Origin of the sequence: Methanococcus voltae PS, from assembly GCF_024807035.1 — an archaeon.
Classification (GTDB): Archaea; AGJL01; Methanococci; order Methanococcales; family Methanococcaceae; genus Methanococcus; species Methanococcus voltae.
Genome location: NZ_JANUCQ010000006.1, coordinates 1 through 24,565 on the forward strand (window position 1 = coordinate 1; position 24,565 = coordinate 24,565).

Annotated in this window: 28 protein-coding genes; 15 read left to right on the forward strand and 13 right to left on the reverse strand. The window is 27.6% G+C overall.

Features of this window, described 5'->3' with window-relative positions:
- Positions 1-136 precede the first annotated feature (136 nt).
- Positions 137-1,018: an acetylglutamate kinase gene (gene argB / locus M2325_RS07965; RefSeq protein ID WP_209591607.1), complete on the reverse strand. Its 882-nt coding sequence runs from the start codon at positions 1,016-1,018 to the stop codon at positions 137-139.
- Positions 1,019-1,115: 97 nt separating this feature from the next.
- On the opposite strand from argB, the gene M2325_RS07970 reads away from it, so the two are divergent.
- From M2325_RS07970 to M2325_RS07985, 4 genes are all read left to right on the forward strand, one after another.
- Positions 1,116-1,367 carry a 50S ribosomal protein L31e gene (locus M2325_RS07970; RefSeq protein ID WP_209591608.1) on the forward strand — a complete coding sequence of 84 codons (252 nt, stop codon included), beginning with the start codon at positions 1,116-1,118 and terminating at the stop codon, positions 1,365-1,367.
- 150 nt (positions 1,368-1,517) lie between these two features.
- Positions 1,518-2,201: a translation initiation factor IF-6 gene (locus tag M2325_RS07975; RefSeq protein WP_209591609.1), complete on the forward strand. Its 684-nt coding sequence runs from the start codon at positions 1,518-1,520 to the stop codon at positions 2,199-2,201.
- 112 nt (positions 2,202-2,313) lie between these two features.
- A complete protein-coding gene (gene rpl18a, locus M2325_RS07980) occupies positions 2,314-2,544 on the forward strand; it encodes a 50S ribosomal protein L18Ae (protein ID WP_209591610.1) in 231 nt (76 codons plus the stop codon).
- Between the two features lie 253 nt (positions 2,545-2,797).
- A complete protein-coding gene (locus M2325_RS07985; protein WP_209591611.1) occupies positions 2,798-3,220 on the forward strand; it encodes a DUF2666 domain-containing protein in 423 nt (140 codons plus the stop codon).
- 137 nt (positions 3,221-3,357) lie between these two features.
- Here the strand turns inward: M2325_RS07985 and mer are convergent, their stop codons facing one another.
- Positions 3,358-4,323 carry a 5,10-methylenetetrahydromethanopterin reductase gene (mer, locus tag M2325_RS07990; protein ID WP_209591612.1) on the reverse strand — a complete coding sequence of 322 codons (966 nt, stop codon included), beginning with the start codon at positions 4,321-4,323 and terminating at the stop codon, positions 3,358-3,360.
- Between the two features lie 507 nt (positions 4,324-4,830).
- On the opposite strand from mer, the gene cofH reads away from it, so the two are divergent.
- From cofH to M2325_RS08015, 5 genes are all read left to right on the forward strand, one after another.
- The gene (cofH, locus tag M2325_RS07995) at positions 4,831-5,898 is read left to right on the forward strand and encodes a 5-amino-6-(D-ribitylamino)uracil--L-tyrosine 4-hydroxyphenyl transferase CofH (RefSeq protein WP_259052617.1); all 1,068 of its coding nucleotides are present in this window, start codon (positions 4,831-4,833) and stop codon (positions 5,896-5,898) included.
- Between the two features lie 215 nt (positions 5,899-6,113).
- Complete coding sequence (locus M2325_RS08000; protein WP_209591614.1) at positions 6,114-6,593, forward strand: RNA-binding protein; 480 nt, start codon at positions 6,114-6,116, stop codon at positions 6,591-6,593.
- Between the two features lie 71 nt (positions 6,594-6,664).
- A complete protein-coding gene (locus tag M2325_RS08005; protein ID WP_259052619.1) occupies positions 6,665-7,315 on the forward strand; it encodes a HemK2/MTQ2 family protein methyltransferase in 651 nt (216 codons plus the stop codon).
- 13 nt (positions 7,316-7,328) lie between these two features.
- Positions 7,329-8,075, forward strand: a complete 747-nt coding sequence (locus M2325_RS08010; protein ID WP_259052624.1) for a Nif3-like dinuclear metal center hexameric protein — start codon at positions 7,329-7,331, stop codon at positions 8,073-8,075.
- Positions 8,076-8,329: 254 nt separating this feature from the next.
- The gene (locus M2325_RS08015; protein ID WP_209591617.1) at positions 8,330-9,232 is read left to right on the forward strand and encodes a CBS domain-containing protein; all 903 of its coding nucleotides are present in this window, start codon (positions 8,330-8,332) and stop codon (positions 9,230-9,232) included.
- Positions 9,233-9,265: 33 nt separating this feature from the next.
- Here the strand turns inward: M2325_RS08015 and hisE are convergent, their stop codons facing one another.
- From hisE to M2325_RS08035, 4 genes are all read right to left on the reverse strand, one after another.
- Complete coding sequence (hisE, locus tag M2325_RS08020) at positions 9,266-9,568, reverse strand: phosphoribosyl-ATP diphosphatase (RefSeq protein WP_209632013.1); 303 nt, start codon at positions 9,566-9,568, stop codon at positions 9,266-9,268.
- Between the two features lie 155 nt (positions 9,569-9,723).
- Entirely contained in the window at positions 9,724-10,140 is a 417-nt protein-coding gene (gene ribH, locus M2325_RS08025) for a 6,7-dimethyl-8-ribityllumazine synthase (RefSeq protein WP_209591619.1), read from the reverse strand.
- Positions 10,141-10,256: 116 nt separating this feature from the next.
- Positions 10,257-10,712, reverse strand: a complete 456-nt coding sequence (locus M2325_RS08030; protein ID WP_209591620.1) for a gamma carbonic anhydrase family protein — start codon at positions 10,710-10,712, stop codon at positions 10,257-10,259.
- Positions 10,713-10,826: 114 nt separating this feature from the next.
- The gene (locus M2325_RS08035) at positions 10,827-11,108 is read right to left on the reverse strand and encodes a hypothetical protein (RefSeq protein ID WP_209591621.1); all 282 of its coding nucleotides are present in this window, start codon (positions 11,106-11,108) and stop codon (positions 10,827-10,829) included.
- Positions 11,109-11,168: 60 nt separating this feature from the next.
- Between M2325_RS08035 and M2325_RS08040 the strand changes: the two genes are divergently transcribed.
- Positions 11,169-12,335 carry a TIGR04013 family B12-binding domain/radical SAM domain-containing protein gene (locus M2325_RS08040; RefSeq protein ID WP_259052626.1) on the forward strand — a complete coding sequence of 389 codons (1,167 nt, stop codon included), beginning with the start codon at positions 11,169-11,171 and terminating at the stop codon, positions 12,333-12,335.
- Between the two features lie 40 nt (positions 12,336-12,375).
- Here M2325_RS08040 and M2325_RS08045 read toward each other — a convergent pair whose 3' ends face one another.
- The 4 genes from M2325_RS08045 to fni form a co-directional block, all read right to left on the reverse strand.
- Positions 12,376-12,858: a DUF2118 domain-containing protein gene (locus M2325_RS08045; protein ID WP_209591623.1), complete on the reverse strand. Its 483-nt coding sequence runs from the start codon at positions 12,856-12,858 to the stop codon at positions 12,376-12,378.
- Positions 12,859-13,007: 149 nt separating this feature from the next.
- Positions 13,008-13,958, reverse strand: coding sequence for a polyprenyl synthetase family protein (locus tag M2325_RS08050; RefSeq protein WP_209632014.1), 951 nt, complete (start codon positions 13,956-13,958; stop codon positions 13,008-13,010).
- Between the two features lie 191 nt (positions 13,959-14,149).
- Entirely contained in the window at positions 14,150-15,496 is a 1,347-nt protein-coding gene (locus tag M2325_RS08055) for an RNase J family beta-CASP ribonuclease (protein ID WP_209591625.1), read from the reverse strand.
- Positions 15,497-15,696: 200 nt separating this feature from the next.
- Positions 15,697-16,758, reverse strand: coding sequence for a type 2 isopentenyl-diphosphate Delta-isomerase (gene fni / locus M2325_RS08060; protein ID WP_209591626.1), 1,062 nt, complete (start codon positions 16,756-16,758; stop codon positions 15,697-15,699).
- Positions 16,759-17,182: 424 nt separating this feature from the next.
- Between fni and M2325_RS08065 the strand changes: the two genes are divergently transcribed.
- From M2325_RS08065 to M2325_RS08085, 5 genes are read left to right on the forward strand one after another with little or no spacing between them, the layout of a single operon-like run.
- Positions 17,183-17,467, forward strand: coding sequence for a Gar1/Naf1 family protein (locus M2325_RS08065; RefSeq protein ID WP_310572600.1), 285 nt, complete (start codon positions 17,183-17,185; stop codon positions 17,465-17,467).
- Positions 17,468-17,478: 11 nt separating this feature from the next.
- Positions 17,479-18,492 carry a transcription initiation factor IIB gene (locus M2325_RS08070; RefSeq protein ID WP_013180774.1) on the forward strand — a complete coding sequence of 338 codons (1,014 nt, stop codon included), beginning with the start codon at positions 17,479-17,481 and terminating at the stop codon, positions 18,490-18,492.
- 18 nt (positions 18,493-18,510) lie between these two features.
- Positions 18,511-20,127, forward strand: coding sequence for a type II/IV secretion system ATPase subunit (locus M2325_RS08075; protein ID WP_209591628.1), 1,617 nt, complete (start codon positions 18,511-18,513; stop codon positions 20,125-20,127).
- 8 nt (positions 20,128-20,135) lie between these two features.
- Entirely contained in the window at positions 20,136-21,200 is a 1,065-nt protein-coding gene (locus tag M2325_RS08080) for a type II secretion system F family protein (protein ID WP_259052629.1), read from the forward strand.
- 8 nt (positions 21,201-21,208) lie between these two features.
- A complete protein-coding gene (locus M2325_RS08085; RefSeq protein WP_209591630.1) occupies positions 21,209-22,093 on the forward strand; it encodes a type II secretion system F family protein in 885 nt (294 codons plus the stop codon).
- Positions 22,094-22,118: 25 nt separating this feature from the next.
- On the opposite strand, the gene M2325_RS08090 is transcribed toward M2325_RS08085, so the two are convergent.
- The 3 genes from M2325_RS08090 to M2325_RS08100 form a co-directional block, all read right to left on the reverse strand.
- Positions 22,119-22,631, reverse strand: a complete 513-nt coding sequence (locus M2325_RS08090; RefSeq protein ID WP_259052640.1) for an HD domain-containing protein — start codon at positions 22,629-22,631, stop codon at positions 22,119-22,121.
- Between the two features lie 203 nt (positions 22,632-22,834).
- Positions 22,835-23,386, reverse strand: a complete 552-nt coding sequence (gene tfe / locus M2325_RS08095; RefSeq protein WP_209591632.1) for a transcription factor E — start codon at positions 23,384-23,386, stop codon at positions 22,835-22,837.
- An 11-nt stretch (positions 23,387-23,397) separates the two neighbouring features.
- Entirely contained in the window at positions 23,398-24,507 is a 1,110-nt protein-coding gene (locus tag M2325_RS08100) for an ATP-grasp domain-containing protein (RefSeq protein WP_259052631.1), read from the reverse strand.
- Positions 24,508-24,565 lie beyond the last annotated feature (58 nt).

The window sequence follows — 24,565 nt, forward strand, 5'->3', positions numbered from 1 at the left end:
TAGGATTATATAGGTATATATTTTTAATAATTGTTATTTTTACATATTGTAATTAATACATTTAAAAATTTAAAAAATAAATAGAATAGCTACAAAATAAAAAAATAAAGAAAAATAAATAAATTTAATTTTTTGATTATTTAACAATCATGGTTCCAATACCTGTTTCAGTAAATATTTCCAATAATATCGCATGAGGTATTCTTCCATTTATAATATGAACACTATCTACGCCTTTGTTTAAAGCATTTATTGCAGCCTCAATTTTAGGAATCATACCGCCCTGAATAATACCTTGTTCAATCATCATTTCTAATTTTTCGACATTTACTTTTTTGTGTAGGGTACTAGGGTCATTTATATCTTCCATAATTCCGTCAACATCCGTAACCATTATTAATTTTTTTGAACCAGTAGCTCCAGCAATATCTCCTGCGGCAATATCTGCATTTAAATTTAAATCGTTGCCGTATTCATCTACCCCAATAGGTGAAATAACTGGTATATAATTTTCTTCCACCAATAAATCTACTAACTTGGTATCAATATGGCTTACTTCGCCAACCATACCTAAGTCAACTTCTATTTTTTGACTATCTTTTAATAAATATTGTAATTTCTTTTTAGCCTTTATAAGATGACCGGACTTTCCAGAAAGACCCACTGCCTTTCCACCATATTTTTCTAACTTTGATACAATATCGCCATTTATTTTTCCAATCAAAACCATTTTTACAATGTCAAGTGTTTCTTGGTCGGTAACCCTTAATCCATGAATAAATTCAGGTGTTTTACCCATTTTTTTCATGGCATTATTTATTTCAGGCCCTCCACCATGCACTACTATGGGATTCATACCCACATATTTTAATAAAACTAAATCTTTGGCCACCCAGTTCTTTGCATCTTCATTAACCATTGCATGTCCACCATATTTAATTAAAAACTTCTGACCATGAAATTTACATATATATGGTAGTGCTTCCATCAACACTTCTGCCTTGCTATAGTCATCCATTTTAATCCACTCACCAAAATATTTAAATATTGTCTATCTATATTGTATATGATTTAATATTATATCATATATATATTTGTATACTGGAGGTGCAATTATGGAAAACGAAAGAATATACACAATACCATTAAGAGATGTAACAAACAAAGTACCAACAACAAAAAGAGCTCCGAGAGCTATAAAGAAAATCAGAGAATACTTAAAAAAACACATGAAATCAGATAATGTGAAATTAGATAATTCAATTAATGAAAAAGTATGGGAAAGAAGTTTAAACAAAATCCCTGCTAGAGTTAGGGTAAAAGTCGTTAAAGAAGACGATGTTGTTATTGCTACATTAGTTGAATAATCGAATAAAACACAATAATATCTAAATAGATTTAATAAATAATTAATAATAATTACTAATAATTATCAAAAAATATAATTACTTTTAATTATATAATTACATATTAATTATTAAATAAAGATATTCTTAAAATATTAGTTGGGATAATTTATGATATATAAAACATTATTTTCTGGTGTATCAAACATAGGAATTCAGGCCATAGCTACTGAGAAATATGGTATCTTTCCAATAGATTTGGAAAAAGAAACCATTAAAAAATTTGAAGAAATATTGGGTATTCCAATACTTCAAACAAAAATAGCAGATAGCTCATTACTAGGTTCATTATGTTTGGGAAATTCGTATGGATTAATACTACCAGAAATTACCTTAAAAGATGAATTTTTAAAAGTTGAAAATTTCATCCAAGAACACGATTTAAATATAAATGTCAGTATTTTAAAATCAAATCATACTGCATTCGGAAATTTAATACTCGCTAATGACTATGGATGCATTATTTCGAAAGAAATTTCAAATCTTAAAAAAGATGTAGAAAAAATACTTAAGGTTAAAGTAGGTGTTGGAAATTTCTGTGAATTACCTACGGTAGGCTCTAATGGGGTTGCTACAAACAAAGGATGCGTTGTAAATCCATTAACTACAGAAGTAGAATTAGAGTGGATTAAAGGAATTCTAAACTTAGAAGTTATTGGCAAAAGCACAGTAAACAAGGGCGCCATGCAAGTTGGCTCTGGTATAGTTGCCAATAGTAAAGGTGCACTTGTAGGTGTAGAAACTACAGGACCTGAAATACTAAGAATTGAAGAATATCTTGATTTAATAGATTAATATGTTAAGTTATTTAAAAAATAAAACATGAACTTAAAATAAATAAAAATTAAATAACCAGTATGATGATAAAATATTAAATATAAATTAGTATATATTCAAGGTGAATAAAATGGCTAAAATAATAAAAATAAGTGGCGAAATCCTTGGTAAAGATGAACCAATGGTATTTTCAAAAGAATACAATGTTTTAAAAGAAGAAGATGCTTTAGAAATCATGTACTCAGAAATTGGTAGTAAACATCATGTTAAAAGAGCATTTATCAAAGTAAACAGTGTTGAAGAAATAGCTGTTGAAGATATTAAAAATCACAACTTAAAAAAATTCATAGAAATGAACTAATTATTTATAATTATTAAAATTATAAATAATCTATTTTAAACTATTTTTAAATTAAATTCTTATATATATTGTATTAAAAGCTAATTTATCTTATTTTAGTTATTGTTAATCTTTTATTTTAAACATTATATTCAAAATTCATTAAGAAATAATATATATTATTTATTTAATAATTGTATATTATTTTATATTAAAAAATAGATTAAGTTAAAATAATTAAAAATAGAGTTAATATTTAAAATTCGGTGAAAAAATGGCTGAGGAAAAAATATTATTTAATGCAAAAAAAGGAAAATGGTACGTATCTAAAAAATTAAAGATAGATGAAAATACGGCAGATGTGGAAGTTTCAAGAATTTTAATATCAATAGAAGAAACGTTATCTAAGAAAATAAAAGAATATTTACCTTTTGATATGATACAGCTTGAAGAAATTGCTGATGAAATTTACGTCTCCAAAAAAGGAAGGGTAAAAGAAGAAGATATTTCACAGGCGTTGGCTAAATTAAAATCCCCTGCAACTACTAAGAAACTTGGAAAACTAACTGATTTAAAAGAAGGTAAAGATATCTTAAAAGTAATTTTGACAAACATCATATTGGGAAGATTGGGGATATCAACCCATGTTGATATTAAAACCATTGATAAATTTATTGAAAAATCAACAAATAAATAAACTAAATAAACTAAAATTATATTTTAATTATATTTTACTATTTTTTATAAATTATTAATCCATAATATACAAATCATATTAAAAAAAGCTGTTTTAAAAAATTAAGAAATTTTTACTTAAAAATTTAAGTAAAAAAATTATTTGAATGCTGGTATAATGTGTTTACCGATTAATTTAATACTTGTGTCTTTGTTAGGTCCGATAGGTGAACCTGCAACAATTTGTGTAACTCCCATTGCTTCTAATGCTTTAACTTTTTCGATAACTTCTTCAGGTGTACCGTATAAAGCGAATGCTTCTAATAACTGGTCATCTACTGCACCGAATGCTGCACCGAAGTTTCCTTCTTTTAAAGCTGCTCTGATTGTTTCTACTTTTTCTGCAGGTATTCCGTGTCTTTCTAAAACTACAGGAGGTGAACCTGCTGCGATAAATGCTACTACAGGGATAGCTGCTTGTTTTGCTTTTTCTGATTTTTTATCTACTGACATACAAGCGTATGCTGCAACGTCTACATCTGCCATAGTTCTTTCTGCACTTTCTGCACCTTTTTTAATTAAAGGTACTGCTGCTTCGAAGTCTTTAGGGTTTGAAGCGTTAATTAAAACACCATCTGCGATTGCACCTGCTGTTTCTAACATTTTAGGTCCTTGCGCACCTAAGTATATAGGTACATCGGTTGATGGTTTAACTGCTAACTGAGCACCAGATTCTAATCTTTTACCCGCTAACAATTCTCTCATTTCAGCGATTGCTTTTTTAACAGTTCCTACTGGTTTTGTCCATTCAATGCCTAATGCATCGAATGTAGCCTTGTCACCAGGGCCAATACCAAATGTAGCTCTTCCACCAGATAATTCATCTAATGTTGCCATTGCAGATGCTGCAATTGCTGGGCTTCTTACGTATGGGTTTGTAACACCAGGGCCTATTTTAATTTTATTTGTTGCTGATGCGATTGCACCTAAGGTCATGTAAACGTTTCTGTTGTTGTAGTGGTCTGTAATCCAACAGAATTCAAAACCGTTGTCTTCAGCTAACTTTACGTAGTAGTTTAACTTAGTTACTGGTTCGTTTGGAACAAATTCAATACCGAATTTCATTCTGACACCTTCCTATTCGTAGTTTTAATATAACAATTATTACTATTACTAATTGACAATATAATCCAGTTTCTATTTATTATGAATAGAAAATTATATATACTATCTAATTTCCAGAAAAAAAGTCCAATTATTCATTAAATAAACTAATATGGGTAATTAAATTACTATTATGTATTATATGATTAAAAAAAATAGATACTAGTACAATTTAATTTTAAATTCTTTTTTTTATTAAAATCCAATTATGGTTGTTTAGAATCTAATTAACTTAATTTTAATTAAAGTATTTATTAAATAAAGTTAATTTTAAAAACTAATTTAAATTTTAAAAATAAATAGGCGATAATGGAAAATTATATATAGTAATAAGAAACTTAAACATGGACTAACATACAGGTTATTAAAATAAAAATTAGTACATAAAATAGGTTTGTAAAAAACTCTATTTTGTAGTTTTAATACAATAATAAGAATTTAAAAAATTTTCAAATACTTGGTGAGCCCATGGATTATGAAATCTTTAAAGAAAAAGACATATCAAAAAAAGAAGCTATAGAATTATTAAAAAACCCCGAAAACTTTTTTGATACTTTAAAACTAGCAGATGAATTAAGAAAAGACATTTGCGGCGACGTAGTAACTTACGTAAATAACGCAAATATATATTTTACAAATATTTGTGAATCAGGCTGTAAATTTTGCGCATTCCCTCATGAAAAAGGAACTATAGATAAATATTATATGGAACCTTCAGAAATAGCAGAAAAAGCTCTATGGGCTAAAAATAATGGCGCTACCGAAGTAACACTCATGGGTGGAATAGTAAGGGAAATAGATACTTATATGCAAGCCGATATAATTAAAAAAATTATTGAAAAAACAGGATATATAGACACTCACGCATATTCGCCATTTGAAATATTAGTTGGTGCAGAAAGTGCAGGACTCGATGTTAAAGAAGCTATTAAAATATTGAAAGAAGCAGGATTGCATACAGTACCAGGAGCAGCTGCTGAAATATTGAATGATGACGTAAGAAAAATAATATGTCCAAATAAAATACCAGTTAAAGATTGGGTAAAAGTAATCAAAGAATTACATAATCAAGGAATAAAAACGTCATCTACTATAATGTACGGTCATGTTGAAGAGCCAAAACATATTGTAGACCATTTATTCTTATTAAAAGAAATTCAGGAAGAAACCAACGGATTTACTGAATTAATAACAATGTCTTATTTGCATAAAAATACACCCCTGTATACATCAGGAGTTGTTTCTAGTGGTGCTTCAGGAGATTATGATTTACTAATTACTGCACTATCAAGAATAATTTTAAAAGATACAATACCAAATATACAAGCTCCTTGGGTAAAATTAGGGATTAAATTATCACAGATTAGCTTAAGATGTGGTGCAAATGATGTTGGAGGTACCCTAATGGGAGATGAAGTAAGTGAAGCTGCAGGTGCTGAAGAAGTTTCCATGACTAAAAATGAATTAAGAAACTCCATATTAGCAATAAATAGGATTCCAAAAGAAAGAAGCACTACATATGACATATTAGATTAAAATAATAAAATATTAAATAAATAATTAAATAACTTTAAAAATATTTTTTTCGACGGATAATTTTATAACATATTTAATATTAAAATAGTAATTACGATGATATTTTAAAAAATAGCTATTTTTTGCTCAAATTTATATCATAAGAGATATTTTATATATGGCTACACGATATATATGATTAGAGAAAATAATTAAATATATGCCTATGTGATATCATGGAAATTAAAAGAAGATACATGTTGAAAAAGAAAGAATTAAAACAAATTAAGGAAGAATTAAACAATATAATCGATACAGAAGATGTATTTGATAAAAAATCTATTTTAGAAAAAATAATAACAAATGAAATGGATTTAATAGTTTTAAATGGAACTCCTATCGCAATATGCAAAGATAATAAAATAATCCCTACATTAAAGCTTTTAATAACTAAAGAAAGCGAAAAAGGAAAAGTAACAGTTGATAAGGGCGCAGTTAAATTTTTAGCAAATGGTGCCGATGTAATGGCTCCGGGGATTATAGATGCTAATCCAGATATAGAAGAAGGAAATTTAGTATATACTGTTGAAGAAACACATGGAAAACCATTATCAGTAGGTATTGCATTGATGGATGGAAAAACTATGGTTGAATCAAAAAAAGGAAAGGCAATAATTACATTACATTATATAGGTGATGAAATTTGGAAATTTTAAGAAATTAAGAGATAATAAATTTAAGAGATAATAAATTAAAATATAATATATAAAAATAATTGTATGAGATTATGAACAAAATGGAAATTATAAATTTAAATGGTTTAAAAATAAAAACACACCCTAAAGTCTATATACCTGCAGAAGATAGCGAATTATTGTATAAAAATCTAAAAGATGTTAAAAATAAAACTGTTTTAGATATTGGAACAGGTTCTGGTATACAAGCACTTAGTGCATTTAAAAATGGGGCTAAATATGTATTGGGTGTAGATATAAATCCTTATGCAGTAAAAACGGCTTATGATAATTTAAAATTAAATTTTGATATAAAAATAACAGATAAACTAAATATCCGATTTATATATGGAGATTTATTTAATAAAATATCGAAATCGAAAATTAAAAAATTTGACGTTATTGTATTTAATGCTCCTTATTTACCAACTTCCGAAGATGAAAAATTGGAAAAATATCTTAACTATGCTTTTGATGGTGGTTTGGATGGTAGATTAGTGTTAGATAAATTTATAGATGAACTTCCAAACTACTTAAAAAAAGGAGGGGTTGTTAAAATACTACAATCCTCCTTAACTGATGAAAAAAAAACAATATCAAAATTAAAGAGTGTTGGAATAATTGCTGAAAAAATTGATATTGAAAAATATCCTTTTGAAGAATTACAATTAATATCTGGAACTTATGCAGAAAATAGAGACTAATAAAGGTGTAATAATGGTTACTGCAGAAGAAATTATAGAACATATTGAAAAATATGCCCCTAAAGAATTAGCAATTCCTGGAGACAATATTGGAATACAAGTTTGTGGCTCAAAAAATACTGAAATAACCAGAATAGGAATTGCACTAGACCCTTCATTGAGAGTTATTAAAAAAGCATTAGAAAATAATGTAGATTTCATATTTACCCATCATCCTATCATGAAAGACCCCGTAAAGACTTTTCAAGGTCCATTATATGAAAAATTAAAGATACTAATGTGCAATAACATAGTATTATATTCTGCACATACTAACTTAGATATCTGTAAAGATGGATTAAATGATGAATTAGCAAAATTATTTCAGTTAAAAGATGTAAATAATTTATACGAAAATGGACTTGGTAGATTAGGCACTTTTAATGGTAATTTTGAAGATATTATAGCGATTACTGAGCAAAATATATGTAAAAACCCTGAAATAGTATTTTGTAATAATTCAGCTACCTTGGAGAAACGACGCTTAAAAGTAGCAGTTTTATCAGGTTATGGACTATCTCAGAAAAGTATAGAATATGTGAGTAAAGTTGCAGACGTTTATATCTCCGGAGATTTAACCCATCATTCTAAAATATTAGCTGAAGAATCAAATTTGTGTGTTATAGATGGAACACACTACGGAACCGAAGTTTATGGGCTAAAAAAATTTATAGATAAATTAAAAGAACTAGATTGCAACGTAATATCATTAGATTTTTAAAATATTAATAAATTAAACGACATATTACATATAACTTACATTATTTTTAATAAATTCTTAGATTTAATAAGTAAAGTTTTAATATTATACAGACCATATTTTATTACTTATTAAATAATTTAATAAAGGCATACAATTTTAAAATACATAACATAATATTTAATAATTATTTTAAAAATTTATATATTTTAAGTATGTAATATGATAAATAGAATACATAATATATTCATAGTTTAAGAAATAAGGGTGAAATATTGGAACTTACTATCGTTCAAAAGGAAATATTACAAGAATTAATTTTAATATATAAACAAAAAAATAAGGCAGTTAAAGGAACAGAAATTGCCAAAAATTTAAGTAGAAATCCAGGTACCATTAGAAATCAAATGCAGGCCTTAAGGGCATTAGGATTAGTTGATGGAGTACCTGGTCCTAAAGGTGGCTATATACCAACAAGTGATACATACAGGTCATTAGGACTAGAATTGGATGAAAAAATAAAGATTCCAATATATAAAGGCAATAAAAAAATAAAAAACGTAAATGTTACTCAGATAATATTCGATACTGTAACACAAGAAAAATCTTGCTCTTCTAAAATATACATAAACGGAGATACTAAGCAATTTTCAGAAGGCGATTTAGTTCGAGTAGGGCCTACATTACATAATAAAATCGTAATTATGGGTAATATTGTAGGAAGAGATGATATAAACCATATTTTATTAATAGATGTTTTAGGCGTAATTAGTGTTCCAAATATCGATGTAGGTAGTATTGGATTAAAAGAAAACTTAATAATCATGGATTCTGGAAAAACCGTACGAGATGCCGCTAAATTACTATCCGAAAATAGCATTAGTGGTATACCCATACTACATGATGGAGAATTGAAAGGTATTGTTAGTTTACATGATATTGCAAAAGCTTTAGTGGAAAATAAAGAAGATGAACGAATAGATACTATAATGACTAAAGATATATGGACCATTAACCAATATGAAAAAATATATGATGCTTTAGTTAAAATGGAAACTGAAAATATCGGTAGGTTAGTTATTGTAGATGATGATGAAAATATAGTGGGTATGTTAACTAGAACTGACATCTTAAATTTAGTAGAAGGTACAATATATCCAAAATTAACCGAATTATAAGTTATAATTAAAAAAATATAAAAAAATTTAATATTATTTCATTCTTTTCTTAAACTCTTCTTCAAGTTCTTCGTAAGATATTTCGTATTTGGAAAGTAAAACTAAGGTGTGAAATATTAAATCTGCAGATTCGTATATTATTTCTGATTTTTCACCATCTTTGGCAGCCAATATAACTTCTGCAGATTCTTCACCTATTTTTTCACATATTTTATTAACAGAACTCTTTTTACCATCTGTTGCTAAACTAACTACGTAGGAACCTTCGGGTTTTTCAGACATTCTACTTTGAATTACTTTATAAACTTCTTTTATAATATTTTGACTTGATTCCATAATTACACCAATTTGATAAATTTAAAAATAAAATATACTTTCATATATTAAAACAATTTATTTAATACTTTTTATAAATAAATGATATAATATAACTGAATAATAAAAATAAAAATAAAAAATAATATTAATTAGGTTAAGCTATTTCATTAAACTTATAAATTCTTAAGTCTTTTAACCATTTTAACTGCGGATTCGACTGCTCTTTTACCATAATCAATTCTTTCTTCAGCTTGTAATCTTGTCATTCCTGGTCCGGATATACCTAAAGCTACAGGTTTTTTATAATCCAATGATAAATCTGTGATTTTTCTTGCTGCATTTTGAACAACTATTTCATCGTGTTCAGTATCTCCTTCAATAACACAACCAATCGTAACAACAGCGTCTATGTCGTCTTTTTCAAGCATTTGTTGTATTGCGATAGGCATATCATATGCTCCAGGAACCATTATTTTATATTTTATATCGGCACCTAAAAAGTCAGCATGCTCTTCTGCCAATTTTTCCATCATAAATGTAATATCTCTATTAAATTCAGCTATTACCATTCCAATGCTAATTTTATCCATGATACCACCTTAAATCATTTATAATTTGTATTATAAAGATATATTATAATGTTATGTATAAAAATTAATTATAAAATTTATGTAACTATATATCTACAATTAAACAGCTTTTATAACTATAATTCTTTTGATATTTCAAGATATTGTTCAGCATTTTTCTTAATAGATAATACTTCTTCTTCAGTTAAAGGTCTAATAACTTTTGCAGGAACTCCTATTACTAAACTATTAGCAGGTATTTCCTTATTTTGAGGAACCAAAGCATTTGCACCTATAATACAATTATCTCCTATTTTAGCGCCATTTAAAATTGTAGAATTCATACCTATCAATACATTATTACCTATATTGCATCCGTGAATTACTGCGCAGTGACCTATTGAAACACCTTCTCCAATTACAGTAGGATGGTCTTTAGAACAGTGTACAACACAGTTGTCTTGGACATTTGAATTCTTTTTAATGGAAATGGTATTCATATCTGCACGAATAACAGCGCCATACCATATATTTACATTCTCTTCAAAAACGACTTTACCAATTATCGTCGCATTTTTTGCTATTTTTGCCATAATTCCACCATATGTGTGAATTTTAAAAATATTAGTTATTGAGATATAGATAATATATAGTATAAATATTTAGCCATGACTTCATAAAATTACAGATATAATTTATTTATAAATTTATAAATTGTATTTAAATCTTGAAACTTTATCCCATTCTCTTTCATATTCATCCATGAAAATTAAAGTTTTATCAACTTCTATAGCGCATATCTCACTAAAATTAACAATAACAAATTTTTTAGTATCTTCATTGAATAAAACAGTCCCTTTATGCTTTCCAGTATCTAAATATTTTAAATACTTATCTTTAAGGTTAACTACTGCTTCAAAATCAAATTCGCCTTCTAAAACACTTCCGGGGTAATGTATTTTTATACATAGTGATGGTCTTTTTTTCAATATTACACCTCTATCCTAAAATCCATCTAATTTATATAGTATTTCTGGTTATTTAAGTTTATGATTGGATATCGACTAACTTCAAAAAATAAATATAGTATTTCTAAATTGTATCCATTAACAAAAGGAATACTATTCAATAATTTAGATGAATTAATATATAATTTAAAAACAAATGAAATTGAAAAAAGTAAATCATGTTGTTTTAAAGTGATAAATTCAAAAAATATAATAATTTATTCATTTATGACACTACAGCGACCAGAAGTGTCAAAGGAAATAAATATCTTAAGAAATAACTTTAAAGACCTAATATTAATAGCAGGAGGGCCACACGCGTCAGGTGCTCCAGAAGATACTTTAAAAATGGGTTTTGATTATGTTCTGGTTGGAGAAGGTGAAATAACATTACCTGATTTAATAAATAAAATCAATAACAACCAATATATTGAAAACAATGTTATCAAAGGTATACCTATCGATTCTTTCAAAGGCTATGATGAAATATATCCCTTAGCACCAATTGAAATAACTAGAGGTTGTCCTTACAACTGTAGATTTTGCCAAACCCCTCAGATATTTGGAAAAAATATAAGACATAGGTCTATTGAAGATATTATTAAGATAGTAAAAAATATGAAAGATATAAGGTTTGTAACTCCAAATGCACTATCCTATGGCTCTAAATATGCAACTAAACCAAATCTTGAAAAACTAGAAGAACTCTTAAAAAAGCTTTCTATATTCAAAGAACGTTTATTTTTAGGTACATTTCCATCAGAAGTGAGGCCCGAATTTATCAATGAAGATACTTTAAATTTAATAGTAAATTATTGCGACAATAAATACTTACACTTCGGAGCTCAGAGTGGTTGTGACGAAATGCTAACCCATATTCGAAGAGGGCATACTGTAAACGATGTAATAAATGCTGTCGATTTATGTAAAAAAAATAAATTAATGCCTAAAGTAGACTTTATTTTTGGATTCCCTAGTGAAACTATGGAAAATAGGATAAGAAGTATTCAATTAATGAAATATATTATAAAAAAGAATGGAAAAGTTCATGCACATTATTTTATGCCATTACCTGGAACTTATTTTGAAAATGAAAAATCCACAGAATTAGATAGGGAAACTATTAAAATATTAGGTAGTATGGCAAAAAAAGGACAAATTAGTGGTTCTTGGACTCATCAATACAATTCAACAAAAGTTGAAAAATAAAGTTGAAAAATAAGAATAATATTAAATATTGTGGATTAATTTATAAATTTTCGAAATTTTCTACAATTGCAAAAATATAGATGCTTCTATCTCCTTCAAATAATTCATTCATAAAAAATAAAGTTCCCGAAACTGGACTTTTTAAATATCGGATAACTCCTTTTTTACTTTTTAGTGTCGCCAATATACCATCTTGTAATACCGTACTACCTGCTTCCAATACAGGATAGGTAGTTTTAGAGTCTGCTACAACGCAAGTCACGAAAGTACCTGCTTTAATATAGGTAAAAGTATGGTTTCCAGGATATTTCACAAATATGTCTTTTTTTAAAACATCGTTATCTATATAATCTCTTATATCATCATATCTAACTTTATAAAATATTTTATACTCATTTTTATAATTATTAATATCTTCTTCAGCATTTAAAAATATAATTTGATTTTCAGATATGACTATTTTTTCTTCAGATTTATTTTTATCATTTATTTCATTTTCAACATATATTTTGGAAATTTTCACAAGTATCACATTTTAATTTTTATAAAAAATAAATAAAATAATTAAATTAACTAAATTAACTAAATTAATTAAAATAAAATTGTATGGCAAATATATTTTAAAAATAAATAATATTAAAAGAGCTAATTTTAAATTAATATAAAATAAGCCTATTTAATTCTTGAAACGATGAAATCTGCAATATCTTCCAAAGGTTTTCTTTTATTTTCGTCAAATATCTTTAAGAATTCCTTAGCTTCCACTGTTGATTCATTCATTAAATTTTTAGCATAGTTTATTGAATTGCCTAATATTTTAATTGCTTCAGCTACTTCTTCACTGCTTGCATTTTCATTACCTAATATTTGCAATAATCTTTCTTTATTATCTTCTGAAAGTGTATCTAAGGCATGAATTACCATCATGGTTTTCTTACCACTTAATATATCACTACCTACTGGTTTTCCAATTGTTTTTTGATCCCCTATTAAATCTAAAATATCATCTTGTATTTGGAAGTTAATACCGATTCTTTTAGAATATTGATAAAGAGCCTCTGTTTCTTCCTCTGTACAATCTGCCATTATTGCACCGATTAAAATAGGTGCCTCAATTAAAGCACCTGTTTTTTTGGATATCATATCCATATATTGATCCATTGATGGTAATTTGTCTTCAAATTCCATGTCATCAGTTTGACCTTCACAAACTTCAACACATGCTTTGGATAACACTTTTAAAACCTTATGAGCTTTTACACTATCTTCAATAGTTGATAAAGCCTCAAATGCCTTTGCATATAATAAGTCGCCCGCCAATATTGCAATAGGCTCACCATAAACCTTATGAACTGTAGGCTTACCTCTACGTTCATCATCATTATCCATTATATCGTCATGCACCAACGTATAATTATGTATTAACTCTACCGACAAAGCTGGAGCCATTATGGTTTCTAAGTCATCTTTTTTAAGATTATAAGCCATTATCGATAAATAAGGTCTTATTCTCTTACCACCTGCCAATAATAGGTGTTTTGACGCGTTATATAAATTAGAATCCTTTTCAAAATATTTTTCAAGCTCTTTAGACATATTACTTAAAATTTCTTCATTAAACATATTGCACCTCTAATAAGAAGAATATCTTATTAATATTATTAAACAATGTGATAAATGATTCATATAAACCTAAACAAAGTATAATCTTTACAAACAATATAATAATATCAAATATGAAATAAAATTAATTAAAATATTATTTTATTCATTAAATATTTTAACTAACATATAAAATGGTATTAATGAAATAATTAAATTACTCTTTCAAATTTCAAACTTTGACCATTTCTAAGTAAGTGAACATCGTCACCCAATCTATAACCCTCTTCTTCAGCTAATTTAGCATATTCAGAAGTCAAGTTGAAGTCACCGTGTGATGGAATCAAATGTTCTGGGTTTAACCATCTTAGTATGTCTCTGTGATCTTCTTTAGCAGCGTGACCAGATACGTGTGCACCTTTGAAAAGTCTAACGCCAGAAAGTTTCAAGCGAGCTTCTAAAAGGTACCTTTGTGCTGAATTCATAGGGTTAGGAATCACGTCTGCTGAAAATACAACTTGGTCATATTTTTCAAATTTAAAAGGTGTTTTATTAGTAACCATTCTTGATAAAACCGCACCTTCTTCACCTTGGTGACCAGTTACAATCATTAAATAATTTTCTTTACCTTCTTTCATAATTGTGTTGAAAGTCTTATCTATTGAAGAAGGATCCCAACATATTTTAGTTTCCTTTGGGAATTTTACAATACCAATATCTTGAGCGATACCACAGTATTTTGCCATTGACCTACCCACTAAAACAGGTGTTCTACCCATTTTAACTGCTGCATCAGTTATAGATTTAATCCTGGCAATGTGTGAAGAAAATGTAGTTACAACAACTGCATTTTTATCATTATCAGTACCTAATAAGTCATTTTTCAATAAACTAGCTGCTACACCTTCAGAAGGAGTTTTTCCTTCATAACCTACACGAGTACTTTCTGAAATCATTGCAACTACGCCTTGTTTTCCAACTTTTTTAATAGCTTTGTAATCTGGTTTTTCCCCAACTACTGGGAAATTATCAAATTTAAAGTCATTAGCATATACTACTGCACCATATGGTGTGTGTAATACTGCCATTGTGGAATCAGGTATACTGTGAGTTACTTTCACAAATTCTAATGTTATATTAGGTGTAATTTCTAATTTATTACCATTTTCTAATGTTATTAATGGATTTCTAACATCGAATTTTTTTTCGCTTAATATTTCCCTTTTAACTAATTCTAAGGTGTATGGAGTTCCAATAACTGGAGCATTGTACCTATGTGCTAATTTCGTTACTGCACCGATGTGGTCTAAATGTCCGTGAGTTAATACTATTGCTTTAACTTCTCCTTCGATATTTTTCATTACCGTATCGTCAGGTATAACACCCATTTCAATCAAATTTAAGCTATGCATCTTTGAAATATCGGTATCTTCATGAATCATTATCCTATCTAATCTAATGCCCATGTCAAATATTATAATTTCTCCGTCAATATTAACTGCGGTCATATTTCTACCGACTTCCTCATAGCCTCCTATGGCAACTACTTCCAATTGCAAAATATCACATCCTTTGAGACACTAATGATATAGCAGTGAACATATGATTATTGTATTATACAATCATGAATATGAATATATAAAATTCATAATATTTAATATATTATAAATCAATACAATATAATTACATAGAATTGTTTATTATAAATATTAATAATTTTAACTTTATTTAAAAAATGGATAATTATTAATTAATTTTATTAATTAATCCAATTTTTTAACTCTCCGTTTACAATATATCTTGCGGAATTTAGTTCATTTATATTATTGCATCCTGTTAAGAACATAGCTATTTTAAGTTCCTTGATTAAACTTTCAAATAATTTAATAACTTCTTCAGAGGATTTCATCGCTGCTTTTAAAACTGGTAGCGCAATACCGCAACAGTTTGCACCTAAAGCTAAAGATTTTGCGATATCTATACCAGACCTAATTCCGCCTGTGGCGATTAATGGTTTAGAAAATGATTTTCTAACATCCAATATTGAAGCTGCGGTAGGAATTCCCCATTCCAAATATTTTTCAGACAATTGTTTATGTTCATAATCCTTTACCCGATAATATTCAACTGCAGACCATGAAGTACCACCACTTCCACCTACATCTATGGCATCAAATCCTAATTTATCCAAATATAATCCATCTTTTTGACAAAAACCTTCGCCAACTTGCTTTGCAATGAAAGGCATATTTCCAAAATATTTTTTATAATCTTTGATTACATCAGATAAATAGTCCAAATTCCTAAAATCCGTATCCCCTTCGGGTTGTATTGCCTCTTGAAGTGGATTAAAATGTATGGCCATTGCGTCTGCATCTATTATATCTACTGCTTTTTTTACAGTCTCATAATTCCAATTATCCTTCGTAAAATTAACTGCACCTAAATTTCCTATAACAAGTGAAGAAGTATGTTCTCGTACTACCGAATAAGTATTTTCCAATCCTTTTTTAGCGATAGCAGCTCTTTGAGAGCCTAATCCCATACCTAAATTCATTTCTTCGACTGCGATTGCAATGTTTTTATTAACTTCTTTTGCAACTGCATGTCCGCCGGTTATTCCCGCGACTATAATCGGTGCATCTAATTTTTTTCCAAATAACTCTACGGACGTATCTAAATCGTCTAGAGAGCTTTTAGATACTCCATTATGAACTAATTCCACGTTATTTAAGAGAGTTCCTTTTTTATATTCTACATTACAATGTTCACAAACTATTAAGTGTTCTAGTTTTCTATATTCAATATCATAATTATTCATCTATTACCACCTATATATTATTATCCCTTAATACCTAAATTCAAATATATGATTATAAACATACGATATAATATTAATTTAATAATAGCATATTATATGTGTAAAATAATATAAAAAATAATGTAAAGTTAAATTAATAAATATGATAATATTAATTTAATAATATTTTTAAGGATATTTTAGTCTTTAATTACACATCCACTTGTTTTGTATATTCATATTATAAAATAACATTATAATATCAAACCTTTTGATAATGTAGTTTAAAAAACTTAATATAATCCTTAATCCTTCATTAATATTCTATATAAAGTTTTCGAAACATATATATATTAATAGGTACAAACTATATATTATTAATTAAATAAAATACTTATTAATTTAATAAATTAAATATATGAATGGTTATTTTGGAGGAATATTTTTGGAAAAAATAGAACTTCTGCATGAAACACCTAAAGGAAAATTAATAGGCCTTGGTAAAAATCAGATTCCTATCGGATCGATAGTAGGAATAACAGAAAATAAAAAATTTTTAAAAATTGGCATCATATACGACATATTTGGCCCTATAACTAGACCTTATGTTAAAATAATACCTGATGATGATGCAAAAGCTGAGTTAGCATTGAAAAATAAATACGTATCAATAAAACCTAGAAATAACTCAAAAAAAACATACCGGAATAAGAAAGCCCGTAAGAATTAAGTGGTGTTATTATGAAAACTGAATCTATAACCCAAAGTAAAAAAAGGCTCGAACAAAAGAAAATATCTATTGTAAACCCCGAAGATTACTCAAATAAAAATGTAATTCTTGAAAAAGAAGAAGAATTAATTTGTCCCGTATGTAATAGTAAAAATATTATAAAGGATTACGAAAGAGCCGAAATAATTTGTGAAGTTTGTGGTTGTGTTTTACAGCAAAATCTATTTGATGTAGGACCTGAATGGAGAGCCTTTGACCATGAACAACGTGTTAAAAGAAGTAGGGTAGGGGCCCCTATGACTTATACAATCCACGATAAAGGTTTATCAACAGTTATTGACTGGAGAAATAAAGATAGTTATGGTAAGGATATTTCCGCCGATAAAAGAGCACAGTTGTATAGATTAAGGAAATGGCAGAGAAGAATTAGAGTTTCAGACGCTTCAGAAAGAAACTTAGCATTTGCATTGTCTGAATTAGATAGAATCGCTTCAAAATTAGGATTACCAAGAAACGTAAGGGAAAACGCAGCAGTATTATATAGGGGAGCAGTTGAAAAAGGATTGATTAGAGGAAGAAGTATTGAAGGAGTAGCTGCAGCAGCATTATATGCCGCATGTAGAAGATGTAAAGTACCTAGGACGTTAGATGAAATAGCTGAAGTATCTAGAGTAGATAGAAAAGAAATAGGTAGAACCTATAGATTCATATCTAGAGAATTAAATATCAGATTGGCACCAACAAATCCTGTGGATTATGTACCTAGATTTGCTTCAGAACTTAAATTACCTGGAGAAGTAGAATCAAAAGCCATATCTATATTAAAAGATGCTGGTAAGAAAGGATTAACTAGTGGTAGAGGACCTACAGGAGTAGCTGCAGCGGCAATATATATTGCAAGTGTTTTGCAAGGTACTAGAAGAACCCAGAGAGAAGTTGCAGACGTAGCGGGTGTAACTGAAGTTACAATAAGAAATAGATACAAAGAACTAACAGAACATTTAGATATTGACGTTACATTATAACCCAATAAGGGTGAAAAAATGGGGCTTTTTGATAGGATTCAAAAAAAAGAAAATAAAAAATTTGAAGATAATACTATAGAAAAATTTGAACCTCGTCCAAATAGTACAAATAGTACAAACAATAGAATTAAAATTAGTGAGAAAAATACAAGCAGGTTAAATAAACTTAACCCAATTGACGACTTAAAATCTAGCTTACTTGATAAATATTTGATAAATATTGATAAATTAGATTTTAATGTATCAATAGAAAAAAAAGAAGGAATTAAAAAGTACAATATCTCTAATATAAATTATATAAACTCTGCACTATCAAAATTAACTCCTGAAATGCTTAAAGAATTAAAAACTGAATTATCAGATAGTGAATTAAATAGTATAGGTCAAATACAAGGTTATTTAAAAAATTACTTTCTAAAAAATAATATAAAAATAAAAGATATTGAAATACATTATATATCTCAATATTTCTACCTAATAATTGGAAAATTAGGCTTAATAGAGATATTAATAAATGACCCGGAATTAGAAGAAATAATGATAAATGGAGTAGATATACCTGTTTATATATTCCATAGAAAATACCAAATGTGTAAAACAAATATTATACTAGATAAATCAGAATTAGCCCGAGTAATCGATAGTATCGCATATTTGGCAGGTAGGAGTATAGATTCTAGAATACCAATGTTAGATGCTTATTTACCTGATGGAAGCAGAGTAAATGCCACGACTCCTGACATAACTACAATGGGTAATACATTAACTATTCGTAAATTTAGTAAAAATCCGCTAACTATTATTAATTTAATTAAATATAATACAATAGATTCAGAATTAGGGGCATTTATTTGGCAAGCAGTTGAAGGGTATTTTGGTGCAAAACCTGCAAATACATTAATTGTAGGTGGTACGGGTTCGGGTAAAACTACAACACTTAACGTAGTTTCTATGTTTTCAATGTACAATGATAGATTAATTACGATAGAAGATACGCCAGAATTGCAAATACCTTTAGACCATACTATAAAAATGATTACAAGACCTGGAAGACCAGGTATTGATAATTACGAAATAACTATGGATGACTTAATTAAAAACTCATTAAGGATGAGACCAGATCGTATCTATGTGGGTGAAGTTAGGGGTTCAGAAGCCCATTCATTACTTGTAGCTATGAACACAGGTCATGATGGTTGTTCAGGTACTTTACACGCAAACAGTGCTGATGAAGCAATGATTAGGTTAATAAATCCACCTATGAATGTTCCAAAAATAATGCTATCGTCTATAAACTTCATAATAAACCAACAACGTATAAAGAGAAATAAAAAAACAGTGCGAAGAATACTTGGCGTTGTAGAAGTCGGTGGACAAGGTGATGAAATCACCAAAACAGAACTATATAAATATAATGGTGCCACTGATGGAATTGAAAAAGTAGGTATTTGTATGTGGGAAGATGAAGTTTGTAAAATAACAGGAATAACTAGAGATGAATTATTAGCAGATCGAGTGGACAGAAAAAGAGTATTAGACTATATGGCTAATAATGATATATCAGATATTAAAAAAGTTAGTGAAATTGTAAGAAAGTATCAAGAAAATCCAGAATCTATCTTAAAAATGATATAAGGTATATTATGAAAAAAAAGACAGTTTCAGAACACAAAGAAACCGGATTAATAGATGAAATAAAAGATATGATTTATTATATATTTAATTACAATTCTAAAAAAAATAAATATGCCCTTCAAAGGTCGGAATATCTGAAAAAGATATTTGAAAATACCAAAAAAGATGATGATGAAATTCAATTCTATGAAGCATATATTGAAGAAGATTCCAGCGATTTAGATATTAATTTAGATGAGTTACTATATGATAAACCTAGTCAAGGGGCCATGGGTGCTTATGCAAGTTCATTTAGTGACTTTGTAACTAAAACATCGATTTTTCCATCTCGTCGTGATTACCAATATGCAGGTATTGACGACGAAAGATTATATTTTTTAAAAGCAATTATGACTTCGATAATAGTTTCAGTATTTTTAATCGTATTTGAAACGGCTTTCGGGAACTTTATAGGTGGCGTTCTAAATGGGCTCACATTTTTTATAATAATTATGTTAGGTAGTATATTTTATCCAAAAATTAAATTGACATTGTTTAAAGGAGAAATTAAAATTCAAATATTAATGACCTTGTTACATATTATTTCAATGTTAAATTCGGGTGCTTTGGTGCAAGAATCTATTAAAAATATTGCAGATAATCCAGAATATGGTATACCATCTTATGAATTTAGGAATATTATAAAAGATATTGATACGGGCGGTTATAGTTTTGAAGGAGCCCTTGAAAGAGCCAGGGCTAGAACTAAAGTAAATCTAATGAAAGAATTATATTCTCAGCTTATAATATCCTCAAGCAAGGGTGGAACTCAATTACTATTGGAAAATTTATATACTGATATTGTAAGGTCTTCGATGTCTAAAATAGATTCTGCAAAATTCCAAATAGGAAACTTGGGAAACTTAGTATTCGGTGCAGGTTTGATATTACCATTTGCAGGTTTATTGCAAGCTTCATTAGGTGGTCAACAAGGTTATGAAGGAGTTATAAATGCCGTAGAATTAGTTTTATTTAAAATAGGGCCTTTATCAACTATAGTATTTGGGATATTTATAAAGATGAAAATAGAATGAGGGGTAATATGGATTTTGAAAAATTATATAATTATGCAGTACGAAGAAATTTATATATCCTGAAAAAATCAGGTTTTAATATTACAGAAAAAAATTTCCTAATTGCCATATTATTAACATCTTTTATTCCATTGATTTTTAAAATATTTTTAAATTTCTCAATTAAAAGTACTTTAATACTAACATTCATGTATTTGTTTACATTAATGGTCATACCTTCAATATTATATGAAAATAAAATAGATAAATTTGAAAAAAATTTACCAAAAGCATTATATATTATGGTTTTATCACTGAATTCTGGTCGTTCTGTTATAGAATCAATTAATGAAATTATAAATAGTGATATTAAAGAAGTTAACATTGCATTCTCAAAAATAATATTATTAATGAGTGAAAGAAAACTAAGTTTCGAAGATTCGGTATTGATAGTTTCAAATTCACTAGATTCTAAATTATTTAAACAATTGGGTAGGTTAATTATCGAAAATAGGAAATATGGTGGTAATTTAGCAGAAAGTTTAAGTACATTAGCTAAAACGTTGGAAGATTTAACAAATTTAAAAAATCAATTGTTAAGCGTTGCTTCGAACGGTTTATCAGTGGGTATCATTATATTATGTATTATGATACCAGCTACTGCAGGATTGGTCGGTAGTTTTTTAAACTTAATATCTGCAATCTCCTCTACAGCTACTGCAGTACATCCAGAACAGATTTCAAGAACTATTGAAATTATACAAATAGGTACTGGAATATTTGGATTTTTAGTTGCAATTCCTATGTTTGGTATAAAACTTAATAGAATGGTTATAATGTCTACAGTATGTATGACATTAGGTATATTGGCATTCTATTTAGTGTATAATTTATCAATTATTATATTTACTTAAAAAAAGTAGAATAATATAAATATTTTTAAATTCTTAAATTATCTAATTCATTATATAGTTTTAAAATTCTTTTAATTACATCTTCAGAACATTCTCTTTTTTTAAATTTAAGAACTACTTCATCAATGGAAACTCTTTTTGTCCCAAAGATTAAATTATCAACATTTGCAATAATTTTTTCTTCTAAAGTTACAGGGATATAATTTTTAAGAGGTAAATTTAATAATTTTGATTCTTCTAGAGTAATACCTGCACCAATGTGCGTTTCCGCAATGTTGGCTATTTTTAACAAACCCATATCTTTGAGTATTCCTGCACCAATAATACCATGATTAATATCGTGTGATTTACAACGTCCTATATCATGCAATAACCCACCCAATATTATAATATCCAAATCTAAATTATGACTACATTTTAGAGTTTTTGTAAAATCATAAGCATATGCCGAAACTGCTATACAATGACATACTACATTATCAGGACAATTTTTTGACAATATATTTAAATATTTAATAAAATCAGGTTGTTCAAAAATAAATACGTATGTTTCCTTAATCTCTGGATTTTCGGAGATAGATTTTATTAAAAAAGAAACAATTTCGGCGTTAGATTCTTTATTAGATTCAATATATTTTTCAAAACAATTTTTCATATAATCACATTATTAAAAAATAAATAATATTAAAATTTATAAAATAAATAAAGATGATATAATTTAATTAAATATATTTAATATAATTAACTAAATAATGAGTTCAAAGTATATTCTTTTTCCAAATAATTTATTTGATTTTTAATATTTGAGATATCTTCATTATTATCATATTCGTATAAAGTACCATCACATTGTGGACATTTAAAACAATTATCCATCGCATCTTCAAATGTAAATTTTATTTCACATTCTTGACAGTAGAAAAATAAATTATCCTCTTCCATAGATAATTGATCTTTTAAAGTAGAAATCAATTTTTCCATTTTTTTCTTAACTAATCCAGGTAATTTCTCCAATGCAGGCATCCACGTGTATGTATACCAGTTTGTTTCTTCGTCTTTTTCCCTATTATAATTTACCAACCTTGCTTCATATAATCTATATAGTATTTTACGAATATTGTTTAATTTTACATCTAATTGTCGGGATATCTCATCGTCAGTAACTTCCCCTAAATCTATCAAAATAGATAATACATCAAAACCCATCATATCTTCATCCATTACTTCAAAAAGTACTTGTTGGACTAATGGGTTTTCTAACATAACATACATATCATCTTTATCATATTTCATTAAATACACCTCTAAATAATAACATCTGAAATTAAATCTTTATCCACTTTAGGGTAGATTAATGTACATATTGGTTCGTTTTTAGAAATACGTGCGCCATTCATCGGTAAATCTTTAATATAATCATCAATATTAGTACAGAATTTTTTAAAAATATCTTTATCAAATACAAAATCTTCATTAGCAAATAATACTCTCTTATGATAAACTTCTTTCATTTTTGGACACTCAGCACCTAATAAAACTTTTGCTAAATTATAATTACAAGATAATTCCAAAGTTTCATATGTGCCTAGTATTCTTGGATTTAAATCAATAATATGGGGTTGACCATCTTTAACCATGAAATCAAAGCCATTCATACCTTTTAAATCAAGTATTTCAATTAATTCGGAAAATTGAGTAATTTGTGTTTCAAATCCTTTTGAAATAAATTCTGGATTGTAAGGCGTAATATTTCCAACATACATATTTCCAAAATCACTTCTTGAAATTATTTGCTTGTTAAGAGCCAAATAAGTAGAATTTATATAAGATAGACTATATGATTCTGAATTAATATACTCTTGCGCCAATAAGGGATATTTAACATCCAATCTATTTAATAAATCGAATTCTATATTTAGCATTTTATTATTTATATATATTACCCCAACACCACCACAGCCATATATTGGCTTCAGTATAACTTCACCAAATTCCTCTATGAATTTTTCAAGTTGGTATTTATTATTTATTTTTTTAGATGTGGGTGTTTTATACCCTAAATTTTGAAGAGTTTTTGTAATATTATATTTGTTACTTATTTCATTTATTTTTTTAGGTGTGTTACCTATAGTATCCCATTTTGGAATTTTGGAATTTTCCGATTCAAAAATCCCTGAACATATAATATAATTATCCACCAAATCCTCATAACTACTAGCAAGACTTAATAATTTATCTTCAGAATAATTACTGTAAAAATTACCATGTTGCATGTCATTTACTAAATATTCGGATTTATCCGGATAATTATCAATTGGGTTATAATAAGATACAGAATAAACTTCGAAACCCATTTTTTTAAAAGAATTAACCACAGGTCGTGTATTCACACCAACTACTAATATTTTAGTCATATTTATTACCATAATAATTACAATTGTATAAAATTCGTTATTCTTGTAAACAAAATAT